The 24,688-nt window shown below is 71.1% G+C and carries 24 protein-coding genes; 12 read left to right on the top strand and 12 right to left on the bottom strand.

Features of this window, described 5'->3' with window-relative positions; all coding sequences use genetic code 11:
- Positions 1-6: 6 nt before the first annotated feature.
- From ABH926_RS14965 to ABH926_RS14955, 3 genes are read left to right on the top strand one after another with little or no spacing between them, the layout of a single operon-like run.
- Entirely contained in the window at positions 7-972 is a 966-nt protein-coding gene (locus ABH926_RS14965) for a UDP-glucuronic acid decarboxylase family protein (RefSeq protein ID WP_370366140.1), read from the top strand.
- Between the two features lie 23 nt (positions 973-995).
- Complete coding sequence (locus ABH926_RS14960) at positions 996-2,351, top strand: condensation domain-containing protein (protein WP_370366139.1); 1,356 nt, start codon at positions 996-998, stop codon at positions 2,349-2,351.
- Between the two features lie 26 nt (positions 2,352-2,377).
- Positions 2,378-3,640 carry a condensation domain-containing protein gene (locus ABH926_RS14955; protein ID WP_370366138.1) on the top strand — a complete coding sequence of 421 codons (1,263 nt, stop codon included), beginning with the start codon at positions 2,378-2,380 and terminating at the stop codon, positions 3,638-3,640.
- A 25-nt stretch (positions 3,641-3,665) separates the two neighbouring features.
- On the opposite strand, the gene ABH926_RS14950 is transcribed toward ABH926_RS14955, so the two are convergent.
- From ABH926_RS14950 to ABH926_RS14935, 4 genes are all read right to left on the bottom strand, one after another.
- Positions 3,666-4,175: a GNAT family N-acetyltransferase gene (locus ABH926_RS14950; RefSeq protein ID WP_370366137.1), complete on the bottom strand. Its 510-nt coding sequence runs from the start codon at positions 4,173-4,175 to the stop codon at positions 3,666-3,668.
- A 35-nt stretch (positions 4,176-4,210) separates the two neighbouring features.
- On the bottom strand, positions 4,211-5,593 hold the full coding sequence (locus tag ABH926_RS14945) for a condensation domain-containing protein (RefSeq protein ID WP_370366136.1): 1,383 nt from the start codon (positions 5,591-5,593) through the stop codon (positions 4,211-4,213).
- A 41-nt stretch (positions 5,594-5,634) separates the two neighbouring features.
- Positions 5,635-6,570, bottom strand: coding sequence for a helix-turn-helix domain-containing protein (locus ABH926_RS14940; RefSeq protein WP_370366135.1), 936 nt, complete (start codon positions 6,568-6,570; stop codon positions 5,635-5,637).
- A 265-nt stretch (positions 6,571-6,835) separates the two neighbouring features.
- Positions 6,836-7,309, bottom strand: a complete 474-nt coding sequence (locus ABH926_RS14935) for a hypothetical protein (protein WP_370366134.1) — start codon at positions 7,307-7,309, stop codon at positions 6,836-6,838.
- 181 nt (positions 7,310-7,490) lie between these two features.
- Here ABH926_RS14935 and ABH926_RS14930 point away from each other — a divergent pair, with 181 nt between their 5' ends.
- The 3 genes from ABH926_RS14930 to ABH926_RS14920 all read left to right on the top strand — a co-directional run bounded on the left by ABH926_RS14930 (position 7,491) and on the right by ABH926_RS14920 (position 9,754).
- A complete protein-coding gene (locus ABH926_RS14930) occupies positions 7,491-7,949 on the top strand; it encodes a helix-turn-helix domain-containing protein (RefSeq protein WP_370366133.1) in 459 nt (152 codons plus the stop codon).
- Positions 7,950-8,044: 95 nt separating this feature from the next.
- Complete coding sequence (locus ABH926_RS14925; RefSeq protein WP_370366327.1) at positions 8,045-8,509, top strand: hypothetical protein; 465 nt, start codon at positions 8,045-8,047, stop codon at positions 8,507-8,509.
- Positions 8,510-8,515: 6 nt separating this feature from the next.
- The gene (locus ABH926_RS14920) at positions 8,516-9,754 is read left to right on the top strand and encodes an MAB_1171c family putative transporter (RefSeq protein ID WP_370366132.1); all 1,239 of its coding nucleotides are present in this window, start codon (positions 8,516-8,518) and stop codon (positions 9,752-9,754) included.
- Between the two features lie 33 nt (positions 9,755-9,787).
- Here ABH926_RS14920 and ABH926_RS14915 read toward each other — a convergent pair whose 3' ends face one another.
- Positions 9,788-10,189 carry a hypothetical protein gene (locus tag ABH926_RS14915; protein WP_370366130.1) on the bottom strand — a complete coding sequence of 134 codons (402 nt, stop codon included), beginning with the start codon at positions 10,187-10,189 and terminating at the stop codon, positions 9,788-9,790.
- A 258-nt stretch (positions 10,190-10,447) separates the two neighbouring features.
- On the opposite strand from ABH926_RS14915, the gene ABH926_RS14910 reads away from it, so the two are divergent.
- Positions 10,448-11,947 (top strand): hypothetical protein, encoded by a 1,500-nt coding sequence (locus ABH926_RS14910; protein WP_370366128.1) that lies wholly within the window; start codon positions 10,448-10,450, stop codon positions 11,945-11,947.
- A 106-nt stretch (positions 11,948-12,053) separates the two neighbouring features.
- On the opposite strand, the gene ABH926_RS14905 is transcribed toward ABH926_RS14910, so the two are convergent.
- From ABH926_RS14905 to ABH926_RS14880, 6 genes are all read right to left on the bottom strand, one after another.
- The gene (locus ABH926_RS14905) at positions 12,054-12,473 is read right to left on the bottom strand and encodes a hypothetical protein (protein ID WP_370366127.1); all 420 of its coding nucleotides are present in this window, start codon (positions 12,471-12,473) and stop codon (positions 12,054-12,056) included.
- 32 nt (positions 12,474-12,505) lie between these two features.
- Entirely contained in the window at positions 12,506-13,072 is a 567-nt protein-coding gene (locus ABH926_RS14900; protein ID WP_370366126.1) for a TetR/AcrR family transcriptional regulator, read from the bottom strand.
- 5 nt (positions 13,073-13,077) lie between these two features.
- On the bottom strand, positions 13,078-13,932 hold the full coding sequence (locus ABH926_RS14895) for an SDR family NAD(P)-dependent oxidoreductase (RefSeq protein WP_370366125.1): 855 nt from the start codon (positions 13,930-13,932) through the stop codon (positions 13,078-13,080).
- A gap of 56 nt (positions 13,933-13,988) precedes the next feature.
- Positions 13,989-15,668, bottom strand: coding sequence for an MFS transporter (locus ABH926_RS14890; RefSeq protein WP_370366124.1), 1,680 nt, complete (start codon positions 15,666-15,668; stop codon positions 13,989-13,991).
- Positions 15,669-15,785: 117 nt separating this feature from the next.
- A complete protein-coding gene (locus ABH926_RS14885) occupies positions 15,786-16,628 on the bottom strand; it encodes a helix-turn-helix transcriptional regulator (RefSeq protein ID WP_370366123.1) in 843 nt (280 codons plus the stop codon).
- 618 nt (positions 16,629-17,246) lie between these two features.
- Positions 17,247-18,608, bottom strand: coding sequence for a carotenoid oxygenase family protein (locus ABH926_RS14880; protein ID WP_370366122.1), 1,362 nt, complete (start codon positions 18,606-18,608; stop codon positions 17,247-17,249).
- Positions 18,609-18,777: 169 nt separating this feature from the next.
- Between ABH926_RS14880 and ABH926_RS14875 the strand changes: the two genes are divergently transcribed.
- The 5 genes from ABH926_RS14875 (at position 18,778) to ABH926_RS14855 (ending at position 23,612) form a co-directional block, all read left to right on the top strand.
- Positions 18,778-19,461 carry a WHG domain-containing protein gene (locus ABH926_RS14875; RefSeq protein WP_370366121.1) on the top strand — a complete coding sequence of 228 codons (684 nt, stop codon included), beginning with the start codon at positions 18,778-18,780 and terminating at the stop codon, positions 19,459-19,461.
- A 123-nt stretch (positions 19,462-19,584) separates the two neighbouring features.
- Positions 19,585-20,607 carry a DUF1702 family protein gene (locus ABH926_RS14870; protein ID WP_370366120.1) on the top strand — a complete coding sequence of 341 codons (1,023 nt, stop codon included), beginning with the start codon at positions 19,585-19,587 and terminating at the stop codon, positions 20,605-20,607.
- Positions 20,608-20,609: 2 nt separating this feature from the next.
- Positions 20,610-21,581 (top strand): DUF1702 family protein, encoded by a 972-nt coding sequence (locus ABH926_RS14865; RefSeq protein WP_370366118.1) that lies wholly within the window; start codon positions 20,610-20,612, stop codon positions 21,579-21,581.
- A gap of 3 nt (positions 21,582-21,584) precedes the next feature.
- Positions 21,585-22,961 carry a cytochrome P450 gene (locus ABH926_RS14860; protein ID WP_370366117.1) on the top strand — a complete coding sequence of 459 codons (1,377 nt, stop codon included), beginning with the start codon at positions 21,585-21,587 and terminating at the stop codon, positions 22,959-22,961.
- A 66-nt stretch (positions 22,962-23,027) separates the two neighbouring features.
- On the top strand, positions 23,028-23,612 hold the full coding sequence (locus ABH926_RS14855; RefSeq protein ID WP_370366116.1) for a GNAT family N-acetyltransferase: 585 nt from the start codon (positions 23,028-23,030) through the stop codon (positions 23,610-23,612).
- A gap of 127 nt (positions 23,613-23,739) precedes the next feature.
- Here the strand turns inward: ABH926_RS14855 and ABH926_RS14850 are convergent, their stop codons facing one another.
- A complete protein-coding gene (locus ABH926_RS14850; RefSeq protein WP_370366326.1) occupies positions 23,740-24,528 on the bottom strand; it encodes a TIGR03084 family metal-binding protein in 789 nt (262 codons plus the stop codon).
- Between the last annotated feature and the right edge of the window lie 160 nt (positions 24,529-24,688).

The following is a 24,688-nucleotide window of genomic DNA, read 5'->3' as shown; positions in this document are numbered from 1 at the left end:
GGCAGCATGACCGGCACCACGACAGAACGCGAGATCCGCCGGGCGGTCGTGACCGGCGGCGCCGGTTTCGTCGGCTCCCACCTGTGCGACCGGCTGCGCGACTCCGGCGCGGCCGTGGTGTGCGTCGACAACTTCCTCACCGGCTCGCCGGAGAACGTCGCGCACCTGGCCGGCGACCCCGGATTCGAGCTGCTGGAGCACGACGTCACAGAACCCTTCGACGTCCGGGGCCCGGTGGACGCGGTGTTCCACCTGGCCTCCCCGGCCTCGCCACACGACTACGCGCGCCATCCGCTGGCCACCCTGAAGGCCGGCGCGCACGGCACCCTGCACGCGCTGGAGCTGGCCGGCTGCAAGAACGCGCGTTTCCTGCTGGCCTCCACCTCCGAGGTCTACGGCGACCCGCAGGTGCATCCGCAGGTCGAGTCCTACTGGGGCAACGTGAACCCGATCGGGCCGCGCAGCCAGTACGACGAGGCGAAGCGGTTCGCCGAGGCGCTGACCGCGACGCACCGCGCGCATCTGGGGTTCGACACGACGATCGTGCGGCTGTTCAACACCTACGGCCCGCGGATGCGGCCGCTGGACGGCCGCGCGGTGCCGACGTTCGTCACCCAGGCGCTGGCCGGGCGGCCGATCACGGTCGCCGGGGACGGCTCGCAGACCAGGTCGCTGTGCTACGTGGACGACACGGTCGCCGGCATCCTGGCCGCGGCCCGCTCCGGCCACCCCGGACCGGTCAACATCGGCAACCCTGCCGAGCTGACCATCCTGCAGCTGGCCGACCGGGTGCGGGAGCTGTGCGGGTCGGTGGCGCCGACGGTGTTCGTGCCGCGCCCCGGCGACGACCCGGACCTGCGGCGCCCGGACATCACCCGGGCGATCGAGGCGCTGGGCTGGGCGCCGGTCGTGGACCTCGACAAGGGGCTCACCGCGACCATCGACTGGTTCGCCGGGCGGCAGGATTCTTGAGCGCGGAACGGGCGGTGACACTGATGCGGCACACGATCATGGTGCCCTTCGAAGGCGACGGTGCCGGCACGGAGGAACTCACCTGGGGGCAGTGGACCGTCTGGCGGATGATGAACGGCTTCGGCGGGGTGTTCCTGGTCGGCGGAGCGATGAAGCTGGAGGAGGGGACGACCCTCCAGCACCTCGAGCACCTGCTGGCGTTCATCATGCGGCGGCACGAGTCGCTGCGCACCCTGATCCGCACCGAGGCGGACGGCTCGCCCCGGCAGGTCGTGGCCGACCGGGGCGAGGTCGGGCTCGAAGTGGTCGACATCGCGGACGGCGAGGACCCCGCCGAGGTCGCCGAGGCGGTGCGCGAGCAGTACGAGTTCGAGCCCTTCGACATCGCGAAGGACTGGCCGGTGCGGATGGCCGTCATCCGCAAGGACGGCGTGCCGGACCATTTCGTGGCGATGTACCCGCACATGGCGATCGACGCCTACGGCTTCGACGCCCTGGTCGGGGACCTGGAGAACCTGGACCGCGACAGCGGCGCCGAGCTCGGCGAGCGCGGCGGCGTCCAGCCGCGCGCTCTGGCCCGCAAACAGCGCGAGTCCTCCGCGCAGCGGCAGTGCCAGGCCTCGCTGCGGTACTGGGAACGCTGGCTGATGGAGGTTCCGGCGCGGCGCTTCAACGGGCCCTACCCCGGGAGCGATCCGCGTTGGTGGGACTGCACGTACGACTCGCGCGCGGCGTACCTGGCGGTCGGCGCGATCAGCGCCCGCACCGGCTTGCACAGCGGCCCGGTACTGCTCACCGCCTACGCGGTGGCGCTGGAGAAGGTCACCAAGGCCGGACCGAGCGCGATCCGGATGGTGGTGAGCAACCGGTTCCGGCCGGACTTCGCCCGCTCGGTCAGCGCTTTGGCCCAGCCCGGCCTGTGCGTGTTCGACCTGCGCGACTGCACCTTCGACGAGGCGGTGTCGCGTGCCTGGCACGCGCAGATCGCCACCGGCAAGAACGCGTATTACGACCCGCGCAAACTCGCGGAGCTGCGCGAACGGGTCGAGAAGGAGCGCGGTGAGTCGCTGGACCTGATGCTGTACTTCAACGACCGGCGCAAGACGCTGGCGCAGCCGGTGGCCGAGCCCGAGGCGGTGGCGGACCCCGGGCAGATCTGGGACGCGGTGCCGCTGTCCCGCCTGACCTGGGGGATCCGGTCGAACTCGCCGGACGTCAAGGCGTACCTGGACGTCAACGGCAGCCCGGACACGGTGAACGTGACACTGCGCGCGGACACCCAGGCCCTCACCCCGGCCGAGCAAGTGAGCGTGCTGCGGACGATGGAGGAGATCCTCCTGGCGGCCGCGTTCGACCCCGACTGCCCGACCGGGGTTTGACAGCCCACACATACAAAGGAGCCGGTGTGGAAACCTACCCGATGACGATAGGCCAGTTATCAGTCCATCGCGATGTGGAGCGCCTGCCGGCCGACCGGCTGTGGGAGGCCAACCTGCAGCCGGTGGTGTGGGACATCCGGCAGGAGTGCACCGTCCCGGACGTGTGGCGGGCGCTGGGGGCGCTGGCCGAGCGGCACGAATCGCTGCGCACGAACTACGTGTTCCTGGCCGACGGCTCGCCGCGCCAGTTCCTCGGCGCGCGGGACGCCGCCGAGGTCATGGAGCGCGTCGAGCACAGCGTGGCAGACATCTCCGAGCTGCCGGCGTTGCTGGCCGGCAAGTACCAGGAAGTCCTCGACATCTACCACGGGATCCCGTGGCGGGCCTTCGCCATCACCGAGGACGGCCGGCCGGTGAAGGTCCTGCTCGTGGTGCACCACATCGCCGCCGACGGCGCGGCCGCCCTGATCCTGCAGGACGACTTCCACGCGCTGCTGGCCGGCGAGGCACTGGAGCCGCCGGCCGGGCAGCCGATCGCGATGGCCGTGGACCAGCAGGGCGCGGGCGCGTTCCGCCTGCGCGCCGCCGAGCGGTATTGGCGGCGGACGCTGGAGGCAGCGCCGCGCGTGCCCGAAGTCGCGGCCCCCAACACCGCGATGCTCGGCGCCTCAGTGCACACCGGCATCCCCTTGGAGGCGGCGCACACCGGGGCGGAGCGGCTGGACGTCAGCACGGCGACGATCGTGCTGGCGGCGTACTACCACGCACTGCGCACGGTCCTGGAGCGCCCGGCGATCCTGCTGATGGCGATCTCCGCCAACCGCTTCGACCCGAGCATGGCCGGCGTGGTGACCTCGTTGACGCAGTGGGCCCCGATGCTGCTGGACTTCGACGGCACCGAGACCTTCGCCGACCTGGCCGCCAAGGTCCACGGCAAGGCCCTGAACGCCTTCAAGAACTCCATCTGCGACCCCGACTACGTGGTCGACATCCGCGAGGAGTACTTCGAGAAGACCGACCCCCCGGTCGACAAAGGCTTCAACACCAACGTGATCCTCGCCCCGCCCGGCTTCGCCCCGGCGGTCGCGCAGGAGCCCCGCAGCGTGGAGTACGCCACGCCGGCCCGGGCGACCGGCCCGGGCTTCTACTTCATCGTCAGCGGCATCGAGCGCATCGACGTGGCCGTCCGCTGCAACCGCCCCGACGTCGACCAGGACAAGCTGGCGGCGATCCTCGACGTGTTCCAGGAGACATTGCTGGAGGTCGCCGGCTTGCCGGCGATGGGGTGAGGGGGGCGGCGCCGGTCCGGGTGCCCTAGGGCTGGAGGCATCCGGACCGGTGTGGCCGCTGTTCGGGCTGGTCCACAGGCCGGCGGTAGACCTGCCGCGAACCGCCCTCCGGCCCGACAGGAGCGGGCTCGGCAGGGCTGAAGCCGAGCCGCTCGTAGAACACCCGCGCGCCGCTGACCGCGGCACCGGGGTGGTCGGCACCGAAGGTCTCGACCTCGAGCGTGCCATCGCAGCGCACGAACCTGCGCACCGCTTCGTCCACCGGCGCACGGCCGACGCCCTGCCCGCGCGCCGCTTCGGAGACCACGAGCCAGCGGATGTGGTGCCGCGGCGGCCGAGCGCCGAACAGCAGCCCGCCGAGCAGATCCGGGCCGGAGGGTGCCACGGCGACGAGCGCGGTGCCGCGGTCGATGTTCCGACCGACTGCGGCGTGGAAGCCGAGGTCGTCGACCATGGGGCCGAACCAGGGCTCGACCTGGGCGGCCAGGGTGAGGAAGCCGGGGAGGTCGGCGGGGCAGGCGAGGCGAACCGTCATCCGGGCAGTATCACTGAGGCGGGCCCGCCGCCGACTCACCCCACAGAGTCGGCGACCGCCGCCGTCACCCCGCTCGCCGTCCCCGCATCGCAAGCCGCCGCGACCGCCAGCGCCTCCATCGTGCGCGCGAGCATCTCCATCTCCTCGCACGAGACGTGCCAGGTGTCGGCCGAGACCAGCACCGTGATCGCCTCGTCGTCGTCGGGGACGTTGTCGATGGTGACCATGAGGTGCTCGTTGAAGAACGGCAGCTCGGTCCAGGTGATCTGGCCCTGCTCCGCCGAGTTCACCGCCTCGGTGCTCGGCTGCGTGCCCGGCGCCGTGCCGCCGCGCTGCGAGGGGCGGTCGTTGTAGTAGCACAGCGCCAGTTCCTCGCCGCGTTCGCGTTCGGCGTCCGCCAGCAGGGCCTTCCACTGCTCCAGGTCGAAGTACGCGTACTTATAGGTGCGCGTCACCGCTCGCTGGGCCCGTTCGATCACCTCGTCGACCGTCGCGTCGGCGACGTCGACCACGAACAGGCCGCTCTGGCTGACGTTGCCGACGATGTCGGCCATGCCGGGGCGGAAGCGGTTGCTGACCAGCATCTGCGCGGCTGTCGGGCGGTCGCCGGTCAGGCGGGCCAGCGCGGTGGCGAACAGGCCGAGCAGCACCGCGCTGACATCGCAGTCCAGGCGGTGCGCGATGCGTGTCGCGCCCCGCGACAGGGGAACCGACCGCAGCGTGGCCCGGCGGTAGCGGGATCCGGGTTCGGGCACCGCCGCGGTCGGTCGTCTTCTCGGCAACGCGGCCAGCTGCTTCTCCCAGTAGCGCAGCGACGCATCGCTCTGCCTCCGTCCGGCGGGGGTGGCCTGCTGGGCCGTCAGGTCCAGCGGGTGGGTCGGCGCCGGACCGCGCGCCAGGCCCGTCACCGGGTCGCGGCGCAGGTAGTCCTCGTACATCGCGAAGGCGCCCGCGCCGTCGGTGGCGAAGTGGCTCAGCACGGTCAGCAGGTGCGTCAGGACCCCTGAGCGCCGCAGCAGGACCATGCGGATCGGGTACTCGCGCTCGTCGTCGAAGGAGCGCTGTTCGTGCTCGGCGACCAGTGCCGCGACGGCGGCGGCCGGGTCGGCGTCCTCGGCCAGGTCCAGGATCCGCAGCGGGGCGGTGCCGGTGGCGTGCACGATCTGGATCGGCGGGCCATCCGGTGGGAAGCGCAGCAGGGTCCGCATGGCCTGGAAGCGGTTCAGGTAGAAGCGGAGCTCGTCGGCGAAGTCCTCTACCGTGGCCGTCGCCGACAGCTCTCGCACCGCGCACATGTTCATCGACGAGCCGAGGTTCCGGATCGCGCCGAGGATGTGCTGCTGGCCCCAGTTCAGGCCGCCGCTGCCGGCGCCCTCGCCGGCGAAGGGCACCTCGATGGTCCGGCCGGCGGCGAACAAGGGTGCCTCCGATGAGGAAGCCGCAGACATCGCAGAAGCCGTCATCCCACGCCGCCCATGCTCTTGATCGCCAGCCGCAGCCATCTGCGGGTCTCCTCGGGGCCGAGCGCGGCTGCGCGCTGCTGCTGGAAGGTGAACGTGTACCGGTCGATCTCGTCGCCGCCGTCGACCAGGCACCAGCCGACGACGCCGCCGACGAACCCCACGTGCTCGGCCGGCTTGGCCGCCGTCGGGCTCTGCCTGACCTGCTTGACCTGCTTGCCCGGCTTGCTCTGCTGGTCGCCGGAACCCAGCGTCATCAGCGTGAACCCGGTGTGCGCGCCGGGATAGACCCGGCCGTCGGGGATGACCCGCACCTCGGTGCGCGGATGCCGCGACACCTCCAGCAGGTACGCCGCCTGCCGCACCGCGACCGACCGGTCGCCCCAGCTGCGCAGCACCGCGTGCGCGTCGAGCACGACCTGCACCCGCGGCCCGGCCTCGACCGCCAGCCGGCTCTGCCGCCGGGTCAGCACCGAGGCCAGCGCCTGGCGCTCGCCGGGGTTCTTGTCCGGCCACAGCCCGGCTATCAGCATCCTGGTGTACGCGGCGGTCTGCAGGATGTCCGGGACGAACACCGGCGCGAACACGTCCAGCGCGACGCACGTGTCCTCGTACTCCAGGTAGCGCTGGAACGGGGCCGGCAGCGCCCCGGCCTCGCCCTCCTGCCACCAGGTGCGGCGCAGCGCCTGCGAGGCCTGCTCGACCAGTTCGTCGGTGAGCGCGGCGTCCAGCTCGTACACGCGGCACAGGGCCCGCACGTCGTGCGGGTTGACGGCGTACTGGCCGTTCTCGATCCGGGAGATCTTGGCCGCGGACATGGCGTCGGCCGGGGTGAGCCGGTGGGCCACCCGCTCCAGCGTGAGGCCCGCGTCCACCCGGTGCGCCCGTAACGCGGCCCCGATCCTGCGGTGCCGCAGAGTCGCGCGTTCAGTCATGGATGTCGATCCGCCCCCTGACGTCATCACGGCTCCATCAGGCCTCGACCTTACTGGTCCGCACGCCCGCTGTAAACTGGAGTGAATCGATTGACGCGATGACATTCACGCCAGCTGTCGTGACGCGGTGGCCGACGCACGACGTGCTTCCTCAAATCGCGTTCGATGACGCGGTAGACGTTTCCGTGCTGGGCGCGGAACCCGGAGTTGAGGGCCCGGAGGATCTCCGGGGTCCGCGCGTGGAGCCGAAGGCTCACAGGTTGTACTAAGCGATCAGCTTGTTGCTGATGACCTTGTCGGCGTCGGCGGAAGCGATCAGCTTGGCGCTGATCACCTTGTCCGCGTCCGCAGAAGCGATCAGCTTGTTGCTGATCACCTTGTCCGCGTCGGCCGAGGCGATGATCTTGTTGCTGATGACCTTGTCGGCGTCCGCGGACGCGATCAGCTTGGCGCTGATCACCTTGTCCGCGTCGGCGGAAGCGATCAGCTTGTTGCTGATCACCTTGTCGGCGTCCGCCGAGGCGATCAGCTTGGCCTTGAGCGAGTCGCGGACGTTGCGCTTGAGCGGCTCGCGGACGTTGCACTTGACGTCGCGCAGGTTGGCGGCGCGCAGGGTGTCGCGCACGTTGGTGCTGCGGAGCGTGTCGCGCACATTGGTGCTGCGCAGCGTGTCACGCACGTTGCTCCTGAGCACGTCGCGTACGTTGCGAACGGGCTCGCGGACGTTTGCGGTGGGCATGAACGACCTCCAGGTTGGGAGGGATCAAGGAATGAGTCAGCGGTCTGACCCGTTGGGGAACTTAGAACAATTCATTCTGGCTGACAAGACCTCAAGTCCCGTCCACGACGGCTGACGCCCGGTCGATTAACATGGAAGCGATTTCGGGCTCGTGGGGGCAGGCATTGAGGGGGTCGACGGGGTGGCACATGACGGGCCGGGCGGCCGCCGGACGCTGGCGGAGAAGATCGACATCCTCTTCCAGACGGTGCGGCGGCCCAACCGGGAGTTGTTCAGCAACGACGAGGTGGCCACGGCGTGCCGGGAGGCCACCGGGGAGAGCTTCTCGGCGACCTATTTGTGGCAACTGCGCACCGGTCGCAGGGACAACCCCACAATGCGACATCTGGAAGCCCTGGCGCAGTTCTTCGAAGTCCCGGTAGCCTATTTTTTCGACGATGATCAGAGTACTGCCATCGCCCGGGAACTGGAGCTGCTCGGCGTGCTGCGCGACGCCGGCGTGCGCAACGTCGCGCTGCGGGCCCTGACGTTGTCCCCGGAGGGCATCGACACGCTCAACGACATGATCGACGTCCTGGTACGGCACGAGGAGAAGGCCCGCACGGCGCAGCAGGGCAGGGGCGGCTCGGAAGAAGACTGACGTCGGTCATCCGGCGACGCCAGGAGGCGTGGAAGAGGTGGGCTGTGGGGACGGGCGACGGCCGGACCAAACTGTGGCGAAGGTGCCAGGCCTTGGTGGACCGGCTGGACCTGCCGGACCCGTTCGACGCCGAGTCCTTCATCGCCGCCCTGGCCCGCAAACGCGGCCGGCCGATCGAGCTGATCGGCGTCCCGGCCCGCCCGGACCGCCCCTGCGGCCTGCTGGTCACCACCGCCCGCACCGACCTGATCATCTACTCCAGCGACACCAGCTCGGTGCACCGCCGGCACATCCTGCTGCATGAGGCCGCGCACCTGGTGCGCGGGCATGACGCGGCCGGCGCCGGGACCGGCGGCGTCGGCGCCCTGCTGCCGCACCTGTCCCCCTCGCTGATCCGCAGCGTGCTCGGCCGCACCGTCTACACCGAGCCGCAGGAGCGCGAGGCCGAGCTGATCGCGACGCTGATCCACCACCGGGTGGCCCGCGGCCGCCCGCCCCTGGCCCGCCCCGAGGCGTCGCGCCAGCGGATCGAGACGATGTTCGGCCTCGGCGAGTCCTGAGCCACGATGTCCGATATCGCCGCCTATCTGGGCGCGGCGGTGCTGGTGGCGCTGGCCGCCTGGGCGTTCGCCAGCGAACGGCGCGGCGCCCGGCGGCCGATCCGCCGGGCCGGCCTGGCCTTCGTGCTGTGCGAGGGCTTCTCCCTGGCACTGCTGGCACCCGGCACCGTCGCGCTGAGCCACGCCGGCGTCGACGGCCTGTCGGTGATCGCGCTCGGCGACACCGTGCGCACCGCCGCCCTGAGCTTCCTGATGCTGCTGGCCTGCCTGCTGAACCCGCGCCCGGCCCGCCGCCGCTCGCCGCTGGGCCAGGCGGCGCTGGCGGTGGGCCTGCAGACCGTGATGGTGCTGCTGTTCGTCGCCGCCCGCCCGACCCTGACCCCCGGCGGCGATGTGATCACCGGCTCCGGCGGGCGCTGGCCGCTGGCCGTGCGGGTGGCGCTGTTCGCCGGGTACGCGATCTGGGCGCTGGTCGAGATGTTCATCGCGCTGCTGCCGCAGACCCGCCTGGCCGCGACCGGACCGCTGCGCTGGGGCGTGCGCCTGGTGCTGGCCGCGATCGGCATCGGCGTGGTGTGGACGCTGTGGTCCTACGACGACATCGTCCACGTCCTGCGCTACGGCAGGCTGGACGGCAGCGAGGACACGGTGTCGAACACCCTGGGCGCGCTGTGCGCGACGCTGGTCGTCGCCGGCTCGCTGGCCGGCAGGTGCAGCGCGACGTTCGAGGCCGCGGTGCGCTGGGTGCGGCTGTGCCGCTGCTACGTCGTGATGGGGCCGCTGTGGTCGGCGCTGCGCGAGGCGATGCCGCAGATCGCGTTCCCCGAGGGCGGCCGGCCGCTGTTGGCCGGTTGGCCGGCGGGGATCGAGTACGCGCTGTACCGGCGGGTCATCGAGATCCACGACGGCCGCCTCGTGCTGCGCACGTACCACCATCCGGCGGTGGCTGCGTGGCTGGAGGACGACAGCGGCGCCGCGGCCGCGACCGACGCGGCGCTCATGGAGGCCGCGACGATCGCCACCGCCTTGGAGAACATGCGCCGCGGCCGCCGTTTCACCGGCGCGGGCGAGCGGTCGGCACGCGGCGCGGCGGACGGCGACCCCGCGCTGATCCCGACCGACCTGGACGCCGAGGTCCGGTGGCTGTCGCGGGTGGCCTGGGCCTTCCGGCGCTCGCCGGTGATTCCGGAGCTGCTGGAGAGGCTGCGGGCCGAGGAGGGGTACGGGGTCGCCAGCCGAGGGTGATCGCGAGGGCGAGGGCGAGGGTGATCCGCCGCCTCAGCCGGCCAGCATGATCCCGACGAACACCGAGCCGAGCGCGGTGATCCCGGTCAGCGCCCCGAACGCGGCCATCGCGCCCTTGCTCTTGGCCTGCGAGTGCAGGTAGGCGGTGAGGCCGGAGGCGGCCACCACCGCGTACTTCACGATCAGCGTGACGTGGTAGGCGCCGTGGTCCTTGTCGTGCTCGGCGATGACGTTCCAGATCCCGGTCAGGATCAGCACGGCGAAGGCCGGCCAGGCGATCCGGTTGAAGCCGTTGGCCGCCGCCTTGGTCACCTCGGACCCGGACTTGCGCAGCACCGGGACCAGCGCGGCCAGCGTGATCTGCCCGCCGACCCAGATGGTCGCGGCCACCACATGGAGGAACAGGCGGATCGTGTCCCAGTTCACGGCGAGCATGGTGGGCCTTTCTTCGGGGGCGTGGCGCCCGGGCGGACATGGAGGGCCTGGACGCGGGCCATATTCTGCCGCACGCCCTCCGGCCCGCCCGCAGGTGGTCGGGCCGAACGCGCCGGTGTGAAGCGGATCACCCGCGAGCGGTGATCATGTCAGAGTCCTTATCGGGCGCCTACTAGGGTTCCCATACGGTGTTGCGCGGACTACGGCCCGAGCCAACGGGGGCAGAGCCAGTCCGCTCCGCGAAAGAGTTCAAACCCCATGTCATTGCGTACAAATCGCCGATTCCGCATTCGGGCGGTCGTAGGCGTCACGCTGGCCGCGGGTCTGGCCGCGGCCACCGCGACGGCCGCGATGGCCGCGATGGCCGGAGGCCCGGCTGCGAGATCCGCGTCCGCTTCCGCTTCCGCCTCGGTCACAGTCGGCACCGGTCAGTCGCACAGCCTGTCACCCAGCTACTTCGGCGTCGCCTTCGACTACGGAGGCGGCAGCATCTACCCCAACCCCGGCACCACCGGGTACCCGGCAGCCGCCGACACCCAGCTGGCCGCGCTGTCGCCGGCGACGGTGCGCTGGCCGGCCGGCACGTCGGCGAACTACTGGCACTGGACAAAGGGCCAGCCGGTGGGCGACCCGTACATGACGCCGAATCCCACGCCCGACTTCCACACCTACCTGTCGAGCCTGGTGAAGGCGTACGCGCAGACCAAGGTGCCGCCGGTCTTCGTGCTGAACGTCATGACCTCGAGCTTGTCGGACCAGAAGGCGATGCTGGCGCAGGCCGGCACCGACGGCCTGCCGATCGACTACGTCGAGCTGGGCAACGAGCTGGACCTGTGCTTCAACGCCGACTACGCGAAGGCCTTCCCGACCGGCACGGACTACGGCACGAACGTCGTGGGCCCGTGGTCGCTGGCCCTGCACAACCTCTACCCGAACCTGCAGATCGCCGCGGTCGCCGGCTACGAGGACCCGGCCACCGCCTGCGTCCGCGACCGCACCTGGAACCTGGACACCCAGAACGCCGTCGCGGCCACGGTCGCCGCCGGCACCGGCCGCGAGCCGGACGCGTACGTCGAGCACGTCCACCCGACCTACCCGGACGCCCTGACCGCGACCAACGTCGGCGACTTCCTCGCCGGCCCCGACAATTGGCCGGCGATGGTCCAGAAGACCGCCGCCCAGAGCGACTTCCCCCTCCCCAAGCCGATCTGGCTGACCGAGGTCAGCTTCAGCCTCTCGGACACCTTCACCGATCCCCCGCAGGACACCTACGGTGTCGCCCTGTACAACAGCAGCCTGCTGATGCAGCTCGCAGCCGGCGCCACCGCCACCGACATGGCGGAGTTCTGGTCCTCCTTCGGCAGCGAGAACTCCTTCGCCTACACGGCCGACCCGGAGAACAACGTCCCGCTCGCCCTGACCCCCGACGGCCTGGCGACCCAGTGGCTGAACCGAGCCGCCATCAAGGCGACCACGGTGACCCCGCTGACCTTCACCGGCGGCCCGACCATCGGCACCGGCAGCCCCGGCCTGATCGGCGTCAGCTTCAGCGGCGGCGGCACGACCCACGTGATACTGCTGAACCTGAGCAACGCCCCGGTGAGGCTGCCGGTCGGCGGCCCGGTGCTCGGCGGCACGTACCAGCAGGTGAGCGGCGACCCGACCACCGTCGCGCAGTCGGCCGCCGCGCTGCACCCGACGACGGTCAGTGCGAGCGGGACGCTGACGCTGCCGGCTTACTCGATCAGCGAGATCTGATGCGCTGATGATGTGGATGAGGGTTTGGTGACGGCGATCCCGGCTCGCTTCGGCGGGCCGGGATCGCTCGAGGAAGGTTGGACCTGTGGGTCGCACGGCCGCGTTCTCAGCCCGCCACACCCAACTGGGCATAGAACGGACAGTTCGCCAACACGCTCGCGACGACCTCAGCGATGATCGCCGCGACGGCGGCATCTTCGGTGGCGGTCAGCGGGCCGGCGGTCGCGACGAGTTCCTCGTCCGACTCATCCGCTTCCGGGTCCGGGGCGTCGGCGTTCTCGGCGACCCAAGCGCTGGCCGTGACTTCACCGGCGGCGAAGCGGACGTCGAGCGTGATCCTGACCCCGCGGCGGTAGGCGATGGCGAACTCATAGCCGTCGCGGTAGTGCACCATCCCGGGTTCGGCCAATCCCGCACCCCACTGTGGGCCGATGGCCTCGAAGCCGGTGATCACTCCTTTGGTCGCGCGGTCAAGATCTGTCACGTATTGCCGTATTCGGTGGTGCGCATCGCGAAGCGCCATCACGAGGGCAGTTGAATCAAGCACGGCGCCCGACGCTACCGCTCCCCGCCGACCCCCACCCCACCCGCGATCCAAGCCAGCACCGTATCCAGCACCTCGTCCTGCGGCACGCCCCGCGAAACCCCCTCGGCCGCGAGCACCGCCAGCGCGTGCACCGCCGACCACAGGGCGAAGGCCATGCCGGGGCGCCGGGCCGACAGCGCGTTCAGGAACGGGCCGAGGCGGTCGGTGATCAGCACCCTGATCGTCTCCGGGCTGCCGTGGCACGCCATCGCGAACAGTCCCGGGCACGAGCGCGCGAAGCCCACGTACGCCTCGGCCACCGCTCGCAGGCACGCCGCCGCATCCATGGCCGCGGCCGCGCCGATCGCGGCGTCGACGCGCTCCGCGAGCAGGATCAGCGCCCTGTCCTTCGTCGCCGTCAGCAGCTCCTCCACCTCGGTGAAGTGGCGGTAGGCCGCCGGCGGCGTCACCCCCACGCTGCGGGCCACGCCGCGGACCGTCACCGCCGGCGGGCCGCCGCGGCGGGCCAGCTCCAGGGCGGCGTCGGTCAGGGCGGCGCGCAGGTTTCCGTAGTGGTACGTCGAGCGGTAGACCGGCATCGCGGTCAGCGTTTCGGCTGCGGGGCCGGGAACTGGCGTGCCACGAAGCGGTCGAAGGCCGCGTCCGGGAGCAGGCGGCGCATGCCGAGCGCGCCGCGGGCCAGCGGTCCGACGGGGTAGCGCGCTTTGGGGCGGCGGGAGTGGACCGCGCGCTCGATCGCGGCGGCGACCTTCTCCGGCGGCACTGCGAGGCGTCCGGCCGTGGTGCGCCCCTCATGCACGGCGATCGCCCAGGCCGCCAGCTTGTCGTAGAACTCCTGGTACGGCGACTGGGGCCGGCCGGCGAACTGCATCAGCGCGGTGGCGAAGAACTGCGTGCGCACCGTCGCCGGCTCGATCAGCGACACCCGCACCCCGAACTGCGCCACCTCCATCCGCAGCGAGTCGCTGTACGCCTCCGTCGCATGCTTGGTCGCGTGGTACAGCGCGCCGCCGGGCGGGGAGAAGCGGCCGAGGATCGAGGAGATGTTCACGATCCGTCCCGCGCCCTGCTCGCGCATCCCCGGCAGCACCAGCTGGGTCAGCCGCAGCGCGCCGAACAGGTTCGTCTCGAAGGAGTCGCGCACGCTGTCCAGCGGCACGTCCTCGACCGCGCCGTGCACCCCGCTGCCCGCGTTGTTCACCAGCACGCCGACCGCGCCGTGGTCCTGGACGACGCGCTTCACCGCCGCGTCCGCGGACGCCTCGTCGGTCACATCCAGCCGCAGGGTCTTGATACCCAGGTCGGCCAGCTCGGCCAGGGCCGCGGGATCGCGCCCCGTGGCGTAGACCGGAAGCCCGGCACGGTGCAGCCGCAGGGCGGCGGCCCGGCCGATGCCGCTGGAGCAACCGGTGATCAGCGTCGCACGCGAAATCGTCATCGGACGTTCCCTTCCTCAAGGTCCACTATGACGACAAGCCTCTGCGGGGATTTATCCTAGATTGCCGGATTCGGCTCCAGATCTGCGTCTCCCACCTCAATGGCGCCCAGATCGCGTGCGATCTCCTCCAGCCGCCGGCCCCTGGTCTCCGGCCCCGAGATCAGGAAGCACAGGGCGGCGATCACCAAGGGAATGGCCCCGATCAGCGCGGTGGCGCGGATTCCGGGCACGTTCGGAGATCCGACCACCACCGCCAGGATCAGCACTCCCCCGGCCTTCGTCATCCCGGCGGCCAGCCCCGTCCCGCGGGCCCGGATCCGGGTCGGGTAGACCTCCGAGGCGTACGCCGCCACCATCGCCACCACTGAGCTCACCGCCGACAGCGGCACGATGAGCAGCAACGACAGCAGCATCCGGTGGTGCGCCAGGGAGTCGCCGCCGATGACGAAGCCGGCCATGGCCGCGGCGGTCGCGGCCGAGGAGACGGCGATGGTCCGTCGGCCGCCGAACCGGTCGTACATCCACGCCAGCAGCACGGTCAGCGGCAGCCCGATCAAGGCGGCGTTGCGCACCACGTAGGCGGAGTTGACCGCCGAGTACCCGATCCGCTGCAGGTTCGTCGGGACCCACAGCTGGAAGCCGTAGGTGACCAGGCCGACGCCGAGCCCCAGCACGGTGATGGCAGTGGTCGGCCCGAGGAGCGGCCGGCGCACCAGCGTGCCGTAACCGACGCGCGCGGCGGTGACGTCGGTCGGAGCCATAACAGGACTCTTCACCACTCGGGCGCCGTATCGCGCCATGATCGCCTCGGCCTCGGCGCGCCGGCCCCGGGCGATCAGATACCGCGGCGACTCCGGGATCCAGTGGTTGAGCACCAGCAGCAGCACCCCGGTCGGGATGCCGACCAGCCACAGGATGCGCCAGCTGTAGTGCGGGACCAGCTTCGCGGCCAGCCAGCTGGTGATGACGTACGCCGCGGCGATCTCGCCGCCGATCAGCACCATGAGACCGCCGCGGTGCCGGGCCGGGATGGTCTCGGCCATCAGCGCGAACGTGATCGGCAGCATCCCGCCGGCCGCGATGCCCATCATCAGGCACATCAGCAGGTTCCACTTGAACCCCGGCATCGCGCCGCAGATGGAGGTCGTCACGAACAGCAGGCCGGCGTACATGATCGAGGCCCGACGCCCGGCCCAGTCCGCGAACGAACCCCACACCAGCGAACCCAGCACCGTCCCGCTGATCCCGGTCAGCGGCAGCCAGGCGGCGGCCGGATGCCCGTGCGGGTTGCCGGGGGCCTTCAGGCCGTACTCCTTGGCGAAGCCGGGGACCACGAACCCCAGCGCGGTCGGCTTCATGACGTCGATCGTCACCGCCACCGCCATCACCGCCAGCAGGGCCACGTGCTGCCGCCGGATCGGCGCGTCGTCCAGCGCCTGCACGCGCACGCCGGTGACGGACCGCCGCAGACCGGCGCGATCGCGCGGCAGGACGCCGTAAAGCGCGGCGACCAGTCCGATCCCGATCAGCGCCATCCCGGTCAGCATCGGCGCGTCCGGCGCCATCCCCTTGAGCCGGTAACCCATGTCCCGGGCGCCGTAGTACATGGGCAGGTGGAGCAGCACTCCGGCGGTGCAGCACAGGGCGCCGAACCAGAAGGCGACCGGGTGCTCGAAGCCGCGGGCCCAGCCCGCGCGCTGGCTCGGTCCGGTCTCGGTGGGCGGGGTCGAGGGCACGCGGGGAGCTCCTTTCGGTGGCGGACAGCGGTCGTCACACATATTCGAGCTCTGCTATACGTGCCGCTTCTCCCAACGTGCGGTCTTGCCGTCCGTTTGCCCGCCGCGGGTTTCGTCTCAGGCGCAGCGGGGCGACGCGAGGAGGTCGACGGCTGCCCGCGGGGCCGGCCGTTCGGTCCGCGCGGGACGGGAGCAAGCCCTGGGTTCCGAGCGGATGACGCGTTCGACCGCCTCCGGCAGCGCGGCGCTGTCCAGCTCCGGCAAAGCGATGAGCACCGGCAGGTCCAGCAGGCCCAGCGGATGCAGTTCGAGGTCGAGATCGAGGGTCTTCTCCCGGCGGATGTGCAGGGGTTCGACGGCGCCGACGAACAGCGGCTTGCGGTTCCACGGCCGCGGGTCGACGTCGCGCAGCGCGACGGCCGCGGCCCGGATGAACCACGCTCCGTCCGGGACGCCTTCGAGCCGGAAGCGTCCCGGCGCGTCGAGGACGTCGCAGGCCACTGGCATGCCCTGCGCGATGGGGCTGTCGAAGGCCCCGATGTAGATCCGCAGCGGTCCGGCCTGCTCCGGCAGGCCCACAAGGCCGCGCACCACGCCGCGGGCCCCGGGGACGGCGACCGGCAGCGGGACCGGCATCCCGGAGCGGGACAGCTGCCGGTAGCGGGCCGGCGACACGCCGACGCTCTTCGTGAAGCGGCTGGTGAAGGTGCCCAGGCTGTTGTAGCCGACCTCGTAGGCGATCTCGGTGACGTTCCGGGAGGTCTGCAGCAGGGTGTCCTTGGCCTTGGACAGCCGCACCGCGGCCAGGAACCGGCACGGCGAGGTCCCGGTCAGCGACCGGAAGACCCTGGAGAAGTGGAACCGGCTCAGACTCGCCGCCGCGGCCATCTCGGACAGCGTCAGCGGTTCGTCGTACCGGTCCCACATGGCTTCGATGGCGTGTTCCACCGCCGGTTGCATGATCGCCTCTTCCCTGCACGGAACGCTGAAACAGAACTGTCGAGTCGGGAACGGTGAGGTGGTCCCGGTCCGGCCGACGGCGTGGATCGGCGTAACGACATGATCGATCCTTGATCGTCGATTGCCACCGATGTGGCAGGTCAGCCTGCCACCGGGAATAGGAGTGACGGGTATTCGGCACAGAACACCCGCATCTCCCGTCGCGGCGAGCTTATACGAACACTGAGCAACCCCGCAATAGCCGCATCCCCGCGCATGAGACCCACGTCCGGATGATGAATTCACAATGAGATAGGTCGGTTGATACCGGAAGTTTTCCGACAGATCTCATCGGTCTCACGCATCCGGCGGCGGTGTACGGCCGGCGCCGGCACCGGCCGGCCGGAGGTCCGCCGCGCCGACCAGACCCGGCGGTCAGGCGGCGATCGCCATGGTCACTCCGATGACCTGACCCTGACATCTTCCGGAGTGCTCGACGCGCGGAGCCGTCCTGATGGGCCCGCGAGGCGGGTGCTGGAAGAATTCGGCTTTCGCCGCCGGGTAATTGCCACCGCGGACTCCGGTGTCGGTATAAATACCGTCACGGCTTCGGCGTCGTCCTTTTGCCGGACGCTCTGCTCAAAGGGCTGCGATCCATCCGGCGTGGAACCCGTGCGGCACGCGCACCGGCAGCCGGATCTCGGCGGCCGGCGGCCCGGTGAAGTCGGCGGTGTCCAGCACCACCAGGTCGCTGCGGTCGTCGGCGGCGTCGTAGACGAAGCTGATTAGCCAGCCGTCGCCCTCGGGGGCCCGGGGACCGCGTGGGAGGAACGCCGGCTCGCCGGTCAGGCGGCCAGGGCCGAAGCGGTGGACGTCGGTGCCGCCGGTGACCAGGTCGTGCCGAACCAGCGCCGGTCCGGCCAGGGCGCCGCCGGCGCCGGGGCGCATCGACACCGCGAACGCGTAGCGGTACGGCATGCCCTTGAAACGGTCGTCCATGCGCGGGAACTCCACGACCGTGTCGTCCAGCCGCCGGCTCTCGGTCACGGTGCCGCGCTCGGGGTCCAGGATCCAGCGCCACAGGGTGGGCCGGGACTCGCCGGGGCTCAGGCGGTCGGCGTCGAAGACCCGGTCGTGCCGGACGACGTCCAGGACGAGCCGGCCGCCGGCCTCGTGGGCGTTCACCGGGTGGAAGACGTAGCAGGGGTCGACGTCGATCCAGCGGACGTCGGCGGCGGTGCCTTCACGCGGCAGCACGCCCAGGCGCGCGGGGACGGCGTCGTCCCAGGCGTAGGGGACGCGGCTGCCGGCCGCGACCGCCGCGGGGCTGTAGACGACGGGCAGGTCGTACAGGACGGCGTGCCGGTCGGTCAGGGAGAACGCGTGCATCATCGGGGTGTGGCCGAGCTCGATCGGCTCGCGGCGCCGGACCCGGCCGGCGACGTCGACGGTCAGGTACTGGATGTGCGTGCGGCCGGGCCGGTAGGCGACGGCGTAGAGCTCGCCGGTGACCGGGTCGCGTTCCGGGTGCGCGCACAGGCCGTCCGGAAGCGTCTGGTCGAAGTCCGAGCGCGCGATGGTGGTCAGCTCCGGGCACAGCTCGACCGGGAGCACGCCGCCGTCGCCGAGGGCCAGGGTGCGGCCGGCGTGTCGCAGGATGTTGTCGTTCGCGTTGTCCGACAGGCCGTGCCGGGGCCCGGGCGTCGGCAGCGTGCCGAGCGCGCGGCAGACCCGGTCGGTGCGGATCCAGCGGTTGCGGTACCACTCGGCGCGGCCGGCGCGGATGCGGACGCCGTGGACCATCGCGTCGCCGGCGAAAGCGTGGTGGCGCCGGGCCGGGTCCGGGGCGTGCACGGGGTTCGGGCCGATCCGCAGCAGGGTGCCGTCGAGCTCGGGCGGCAGCAGGCCGGCGACGTCGAGGTCGAAGACACTGACCTCGTCGGCGACCGGCCGGTAGCCGCCGAGCGGACCGGCCGGGACGAGGGTGCGTGATCCGGTCATCGTCAGGCCTCGATCGTTCGATATCAGCGTTACATAACGATGTTATGCCCGCATCTTCCCTCCGGATCCGGGCATCGGTCAAGATGAGCACGGACCCTGATTCCCCTGACTCCCCCCGATTCCCGTGACTCCCCCCGACTCCTTCCACCCGATCGGCGGACCCGTACTGATGAGCCCCCGCCAGGCCGACCCCGAACTCGGCGCGAACCTGCTGGAGGCCGCGGCCCGCCTGCTGGCCGAGCAGGGGCCCTCGGCCCTGACCACCCGCCGCCTGGCCGCCGCCGTCGGCACCTCCACCATGGCCGTTTACACCCGCTTCAGCGGCATGGACGACCTGGTCCGCGCCCTGGTGCACGAGGGCTTCGGCCGGCTGGCCGCGGGCATGGGCGCGGTCGGCGCCTCCGACGACCCGGTCGCCGACGTCGCCGAACTCGGCATCGCCTACCGCGAGAACGCGCTGGAGCACAGCCACCTGTACGCGGTGATGTTCGGCGGCTCCACGCTCGTCGGCTTCTCGCTCACCGACGAGGACCGCAGCCACGGCCGCTACACGCTCGCGATCCTGGTCGACGCGGTGGAGCGCTGCATGCGGGCCGGGCGCTTCGCAGACGGCGACGCGCAGCTGACGGCACATCGGATGTGGATCGCGCTGCACGGCCTGGTGACCCTTGAGCTCGGCGGGTATCTGACGGAGCCGTACGACGCGGACACCTGCTTCGAGGCGCAGGTACTAGGGCTGATTTGCGCAGCCGGGACCGACGCGGACGCGGCCACGGAGTCGATGCGGGCGGCCCGGGAGCGGCACGGCGTGCGCAAGAAGGTGAACCAGGAGCCTGCGAATCAATTGAGCTGACCCCCTGCCCCGCACGCCAGGAGAAGCCCGCGCGGCAGCCATAGCAGCATCCTGAAAAAGACCGATTCCGCCCCGCGGCCGCCCACTGGCGCGCCGCAACCGGCATCCGGGAGACAGGACACTATGGCGCCCTTGCTGGGGACACTACGCCGGCTCGCGCTTACTCCGTCGTTCGCCAAAGTGAGCTTCCGTAAGCGGGGCTTCCCCGTCGAGGCGAACGCCGCGACCGTACGGCTGGAAGCGATCCCCCAGGCGGTGGTGTGCGGGTTCGAGTGGGGCATCGAGGTGCGGCGGCAGTGCGAGCTGGAGCAGCGCCTGGCCCTCGTCCACGACGAGGTGCGCGGCTTCGCCTATGAGGGTGCTGCGATGGCCTACACGATCCGCGACGCGATGGCGGCCGGACGAGGGCACCGGGCCCGGGATCTGCTCATGGGGTCCGGACAGCCGCACATCTTCCTGACGTACATCGGCATCGGTTTCGCGATGTCGCATCTGCCGCGGCCCCTGTGGCGCAACGTAATGCCGGATCTGGCCGGCTCGGCCTTCTACCCGACGATGAGCTGGTTCGCGGTCGACGGGTATGGATTCGACCTGGCCTACTTCAAAACCCGCAAGTGGGTCGAGCGACAGCGGATACCCAAACCGTATCCGTGGGACGACTCGCCCGGCTATTTCCTGCGCGCCGTCGACTTCGGCATCGGCCGGGCGCTGTGGTTCATCCACGGCGGCGACCCGGAAGCGACCGTGGCGGCGGTGCGGCGTTTCGCTCCGCGGCGCCAGGCCGACCTGTTCTCCGGGGTCGGACTGGCCGCGGTGTTCGCAGGGGGCTGCGAAGCGGAGGGCCTCGGTGTGCTCCTGGACGGCGCCGGTGAGCACCGCGCCGAAGTGGCTTTGGGAGCGGTGCTGGCCGTCAAGGGCCGGCACTTCTCCGGCCACGTCCCGGGGCACACCGAGGCCGCCGCGAAGGTGCTGACCGGCCTGGCCGTCGAGCAGGTGGTCGACCTCGCCGACCGCACCGAGGTCCCCCACCGGGACGGCACCCCCGAGCAACCGGCCTACGAGCAGTGGCGCCGGCGCATCCGCGAGCACTTCACCGCCCCGGCGGCCCCCGTCGCCGACGCGAACCCCCACTTGGAGAGGAGTTGACCGTGGCCGGCACCCTGCGCGCGCTCCGGCGCCGCATCCTGACCCCGAATCCCAAGGCCGTGCTGATGACCGAGCGCGGCTTCCACATCAAGAACGCCGACTCCGCGGCCCTGCTGGAGCAGATCGGCGGGGTCTTCCTCGCCGGCTACGCGCACGCCGCCGAAGCCCGGACCATCGCCGACGCCGAAGCCGGCCTGGAGCAGATCCCCGTCCGCTTCCGCGGCTTCGGCTACGAGGGCGCCGGCATGGGCTTCACGATCCGCGACGGCCTGCCGATCGGCGGCTCGCACCACTTCGCCGACTTCCTCGCCGGCCGGGCCAAGAAGCACGAGTACATGGCGTGGGTCGGCCTGGGCTGGGGACTGGCCCGCCTGCCCCGCTTCCGCTGGCGCCGCTTCACGTGCGAGGACCCGCTGATGCGCTGGCTGGTCCTGGACGGCTACGGCTTCCACCAGGCCTTCTTCAAAACCGAGCAGTACGTGCGCCAGCAGTACCGCGAAGCGCACTTCCCCTGGCCGGGAGGCGAGCACGCCTGGTACGCCCCGCGGGCCATCGACCAGGGCATCGGACGCGCGATGTGGTTCGTCTGCGGCACCGACCCTGATCTGGTGGCCGACACCTTCGAGGGCTTCGACGCCGAGCGCCGCGCCGACCTGTACGCCGGCGCCGGCCTGGCCGCCACCTACGCCGGCGGCGTCGACGAAGCCGAGCTGCGCCGGTTCTGGCAGCGCGCGGGGCAGTATCAGCCGCAGGTGGCGCAGGGGGCTGCGTTCGCCGGAACAGCGCGCTACGAGGCCGACCTGGTCGTGCCGCACACCGAGCTGGCCCTGAACGTCTTCTGCGGGATGACAGCACGCGAATCCGCCGAACTGTGCGACAAGGCGCGGCCCTCCGGCGAGGAGGGCCCGATCCCGGCATACGAGGTGTGGCGCCAACAGATCTCCGAAGCCGTCGCCGCCCGCACGAGGAGCTAGGCCATGACCGCCACGAACCTGGCGCCGCCCCCGCAGGCCAAACTCTGGCCCGGCCCCCCACGCCGCCAGACCCCCGGTCTGGTCAGGAAGCTGATGCGAGACCGCCTGGCCCTGATGAGCACAGCGGCCGACGGCTACGGCGACGCCGTCCGCATCGCCATCGGCCCCAAGACCCTGTACTTCGTGAACCACCCCGACTACGCCAAGCACGTCCTGGCCGACAACGCCGGCAACTACCACAAGGGCATCGGCCTGCTCCAAGCCCGCCGCGCCCTCGGCGACGGCCTCCTGACCAGCGAGGGCGACCTGTGGCGCAAGCAGCGCAAGGCGATCCAGCCCGGCTTCCAGGCCAAGCGCATCGCCCAGCAGGCCCCGGCGGTGGCCGAGGAGGCCGCCGCCCTGGTGGCGCGCCTGCGCTCGCACATCGGCCGCGGCCCGGTGGACGTGATGCACGAGATGACCGGCCTGACCCTCGGCGTCCTGGGCCGCACCCTGCTGGACGCCGACCTCGGCGCGCACGAGGGCATCAGCGGCGCCTTCCAGGCCATGCAGGACCAGGCGATGTTCGAGGTCGTCACGCTGAGCATGGTGCCGATGTGGGTACCGCTGCCCAAGCAGCTGCGGTTCCGGCAAGCCCGCCGCGACCTGCAGGGCGTGGTGAACGCACTGATCGCCGAGCGCGACGCGCGCCCGAAGGGGACCGCGGGCGACGACGTGCTGTCGCGCCTGATCCTGTCCACCCGCGCGGAGACCGATCCGCGGGTGCGCGACCTGCGCATGCGCGACGAGCTGGTGACACTGCTCCTGGCCGGCCACGAGACCACGGCCAGCACCCTGAGTTGGACCTTCAACCTGCTGCACGAGAACCCATGGGCCTGGGAGCGCGTACACGCCGAGGCCGGCGAGGTACTCGGCGACCGGCTCCCGACCTTCGAGGACCTGCACCGCCTGCGGTACACGTCGATGGTGATCGAGGAGGCGATGCGCCTGTACCCGCCGGTGTGGATGCTGGGACGCATCGCGCAGGCGGACGACGACTTCGACGGCTACCGAGTCCGCGCAGGATCGGACGTGGTGGTGTGCCCGTACACGATGCACCGGCATCCGGCGTTCTGGGAGCAGCCGACGCGGTTCGATCCGGAGCGGTTCAACCCGGACGTGACGCACGATCGACCCCGCTACGCCTACATCCCCTTCGGCGCCGGCCCGCGCTTCTGCGTCGGGAACAACCTCGGCCTGATGGAGGCGGCGTTCGTGCTGGCGATGGTGGCTCGCGAGCTCAGGCTGGCGACGCAGCCGGGCTACCGGGTGGTGGCGGAGCCGATGTTGTCGTTGCGGGTGCGTGGCGGGTTGCCGATGACGGTGGCTGCGGCGGGGTAACGGCAGCCTCGCGATGAGCTGTACGCGGCCTTGACGGGCGTGGCGACTGTCGGGTGACCATTGGCCGTGACTCGTGATCTGTCGACGCCGCCCGTCATTCCTGCTGGTTCGTTCGCGGACTCTCGGCAGCCCACGCTGCCCGTCGCGCAGGGCTTGGTGCTGCGGCCGTGGCAGCCGGCTGATGTGCCGGCGTTCCTGTCCGCTTACCAGGACGAGGAGATTCGCAAGTGGCATACGCGCCGCCCGTCGTCCGAGGCGCGGGTCCGCGAATGGTTCGACCGCTATCGCCGGGACTGGGAACAGGAGAAGGGTGGCCACTGGGCGATCGCGGGCGAAGACGGTGAGGTGCTCGGCCGTATCGCCCTGGGCAGCGCGGACCTCGACGAAGGCATCGCCGGGGTCGGCTATTGGGTACTCCCCGCAGCCCGCGACGCCGGCGTCGCCACCCGCGCCCTGTCGGCGCTCAGCGCCTGGGCCTTGGACGAGATCGGTTTCTTCCGCCTTCACCTGGACCACTCGACACGCAACAACGCCTCGTGCCGGGTCGCCACCAAGTGCGGGTACTTGCTGGAAGGCACCAAGCGCAGCGCCGGACTCCACGATGACGGCCGCCATGACATGCATTTGCATGCCCGCGTCCGGGACGTCTGAGGAGCTCCGGCCAGCGACGTGCGCGGCTGCATACAGACTGCGCCAGCCACTTCGTTCTGCGGTTCGCGCGCATAGCCACAACTGCGGCGGAGCGTAAGACGCTCCGCCGTACTTAGCGCTACCGTCCTCAAGCCCTCACGAACTGCCCCGCCTTACGCCCCTCCCCAGCCGGCCCCCGATAAGCCTGGGCGATCTCAAGCCAGCGTTCCGCCTCCGCACCGCTCGCGGTAATCGCCAGATCCGCGTGGTGGCGTCGGCGGCTGACCAGCAGGCAGAAGTCGTATGCGGGCCCTGTTATGCGCTCTGCGGCGTCGTCCGGGCCGAAGTTCCACACCAGGCCGCTCGGTGCCGTCAGCTCGAAGCGGAACTCCTCGGCCGGCGGCGTGAGTCCGTGCGCCAGGTAGCCGAAGTCGCGGGTACGCGAACCGAAGAAGGCCAGGTGGCCGATGCGGTCGGTGGGGGTGCGGTCTATGCCGAGGGCGTCGTAGACGTCCTGGCCGTGGCCGAAGAGCTCCATCATCCCGGCAGCGGCCAGGATGGACGGCGGCAGCGGGTTGACGAGCCACGGCACGACCTGCCCCGCCGGGACCTCGGCCAGGGCCTTGGTAGCCGCCGCCTGCTCGGTGCGCCAACGCTCCAGGGTCTGGTCGGGCCCGCCAGTCAGGTAGTCGGTCAGTGCGGCGTTCACCGCGCCCTCGAAGTCGTCCTTGGCGGCGGCGGCCATCTTGGCGAAGGTCTGCGGGTCGGCGGCCGCGGTCCAGGCCAGGTGGGCGACGAAGCCCAGGTGCGCGATCTGGTGCGCCACGGTCCAGCCCGGAGCCGGGGTCGGGGTCGCCCAACCGGCCGGATCCAGGCCGGCTACCGCACGCTCGAGTTCCGCCGCCTCCGCGGCCAGATCGGTGAAGACGTCCTGCATCGCGTTCACGGGTCCTCCCTGTGCGCCACATATTGGGCGAAGGTCGCAAGTCGGGTGCTCACTGACGAGTATCGGGACCAGGGACGCCGCCATCTTCTTCCCCTGTGCGCAGCGAGCTGGATCAGGCCGAAGCCGCAGGCTTCTTCTGCGCAATCTCGAA

The sequence above is a fragment of the Catenulispora sp. GP43 genome, from assembly GCF_041260665.1.
Classification (GTDB): domain Bacteria; phylum Actinomycetota; class Actinomycetes; order Streptomycetales; family Catenulisporaceae; genus Catenulispora.
Note: the sequence above shows the minus strand (reverse complement) of the source record. Positions and strands in the feature narration are given on the sequence as shown.

What these genes read in the sequence shown, in the direction of transcription:
- ABH926_RS14895 (WP_370366125.1), bottom strand. Translation starts at nt 13,932, where the DNA reads ATGACGATTTCGCGTGCGACGCTGATCACCGGTTGCTCCAGCGGCATC.
- ABH926_RS14875 (WP_370366121.1), top strand. Translation starts at nt 18,778, where the DNA reads ATGAGCCCCCGCCAGGCCGACCCCGAACTCGGCGCGAACCTGCTGGAG.
- ABH926_RS14885 (WP_370366123.1), bottom strand. Translation starts at nt 16,628, where the DNA reads ATGCAACCGGCGGTGGAACACGCCATCGAAGCCATGTGGGACCGGTAC.
- ABH926_RS14900 (WP_370366126.1), bottom strand. Translation starts at nt 13,072, where the DNA reads ATGCCGGTCTACCGCTCGACGTACCACTACGGAAACCTGCGCGCCGCC.
- ABH926_RS14915 (WP_370366130.1), bottom strand. Translation starts at nt 10,189, where the DNA reads ATGCTCGCCGTGAACTGGGACACGATCCGCCTGTTCCTCCATGTGGTG.
- ABH926_RS14910 (WP_370366128.1), top strand. Translation starts at nt 10,448, where the DNA reads ATGTCATTGCGTACAAATCGCCGATTCCGCATTCGGGCGGTCGTAGGC.
- ABH926_RS14870 (WP_370366120.1), top strand. Translation starts at nt 19,585, where the DNA reads ATGGCGCCCTTGCTGGGGACACTACGCCGGCTCGCGCTTACTCCGTCG.
- ABH926_RS14850 (WP_370366326.1), bottom strand. Translation starts at nt 24,528, where the DNA reads ATGCAGGACGTCTTCACCGATCTGGCCGCGGAGGCGGCGGAACTCGAG.
- ABH926_RS14935 (WP_370366134.1), bottom strand. Translation starts at nt 7,309, where the DNA reads ATGCCCACCGCAAACGTCCGCGAGCCCGTTCGCAACGTACGCGACGTG.
- ABH926_RS14860 (WP_370366117.1), top strand. Translation starts at nt 21,585, where the DNA reads ATGACCGCCACGAACCTGGCGCCGCCCCCGCAGGCCAAACTCTGGCCC.
- ABH926_RS14880 (WP_370366122.1), bottom strand. Translation starts at nt 18,608, where the DNA reads ATGACCGGATCACGCACCCTCGTCCCGGCCGGTCCGCTCGGCGGCTAC.
- ABH926_RS14965 (WP_370366140.1), top strand. Translation starts at nt 7, where the DNA reads ATGACCGGCACCACGACAGAACGCGAGATCCGCCGGGCGGTCGTGACC.
- ABH926_RS14920 (WP_370366132.1), top strand. Translation starts at nt 8,516, where the DNA reads ATGTCCGATATCGCCGCCTATCTGGGCGCGGCGGTGCTGGTGGCGCTG.
- ABH926_RS14950 (WP_370366137.1), bottom strand. Translation starts at nt 4,175, where the DNA reads ATGACGGTTCGCCTCGCCTGCCCCGCCGACCTCCCCGGCTTCCTCACC.
- ABH926_RS14960 (WP_370366139.1), top strand. Translation starts at nt 996, where the DNA reads ATGCGGCACACGATCATGGTGCCCTTCGAAGGCGACGGTGCCGGCACG.
- ABH926_RS14940 (WP_370366135.1), bottom strand. Translation starts at nt 6,570, where the DNA reads ATGACTGAACGCGCGACTCTGCGGCACCGCAGGATCGGGGCCGCGTTA.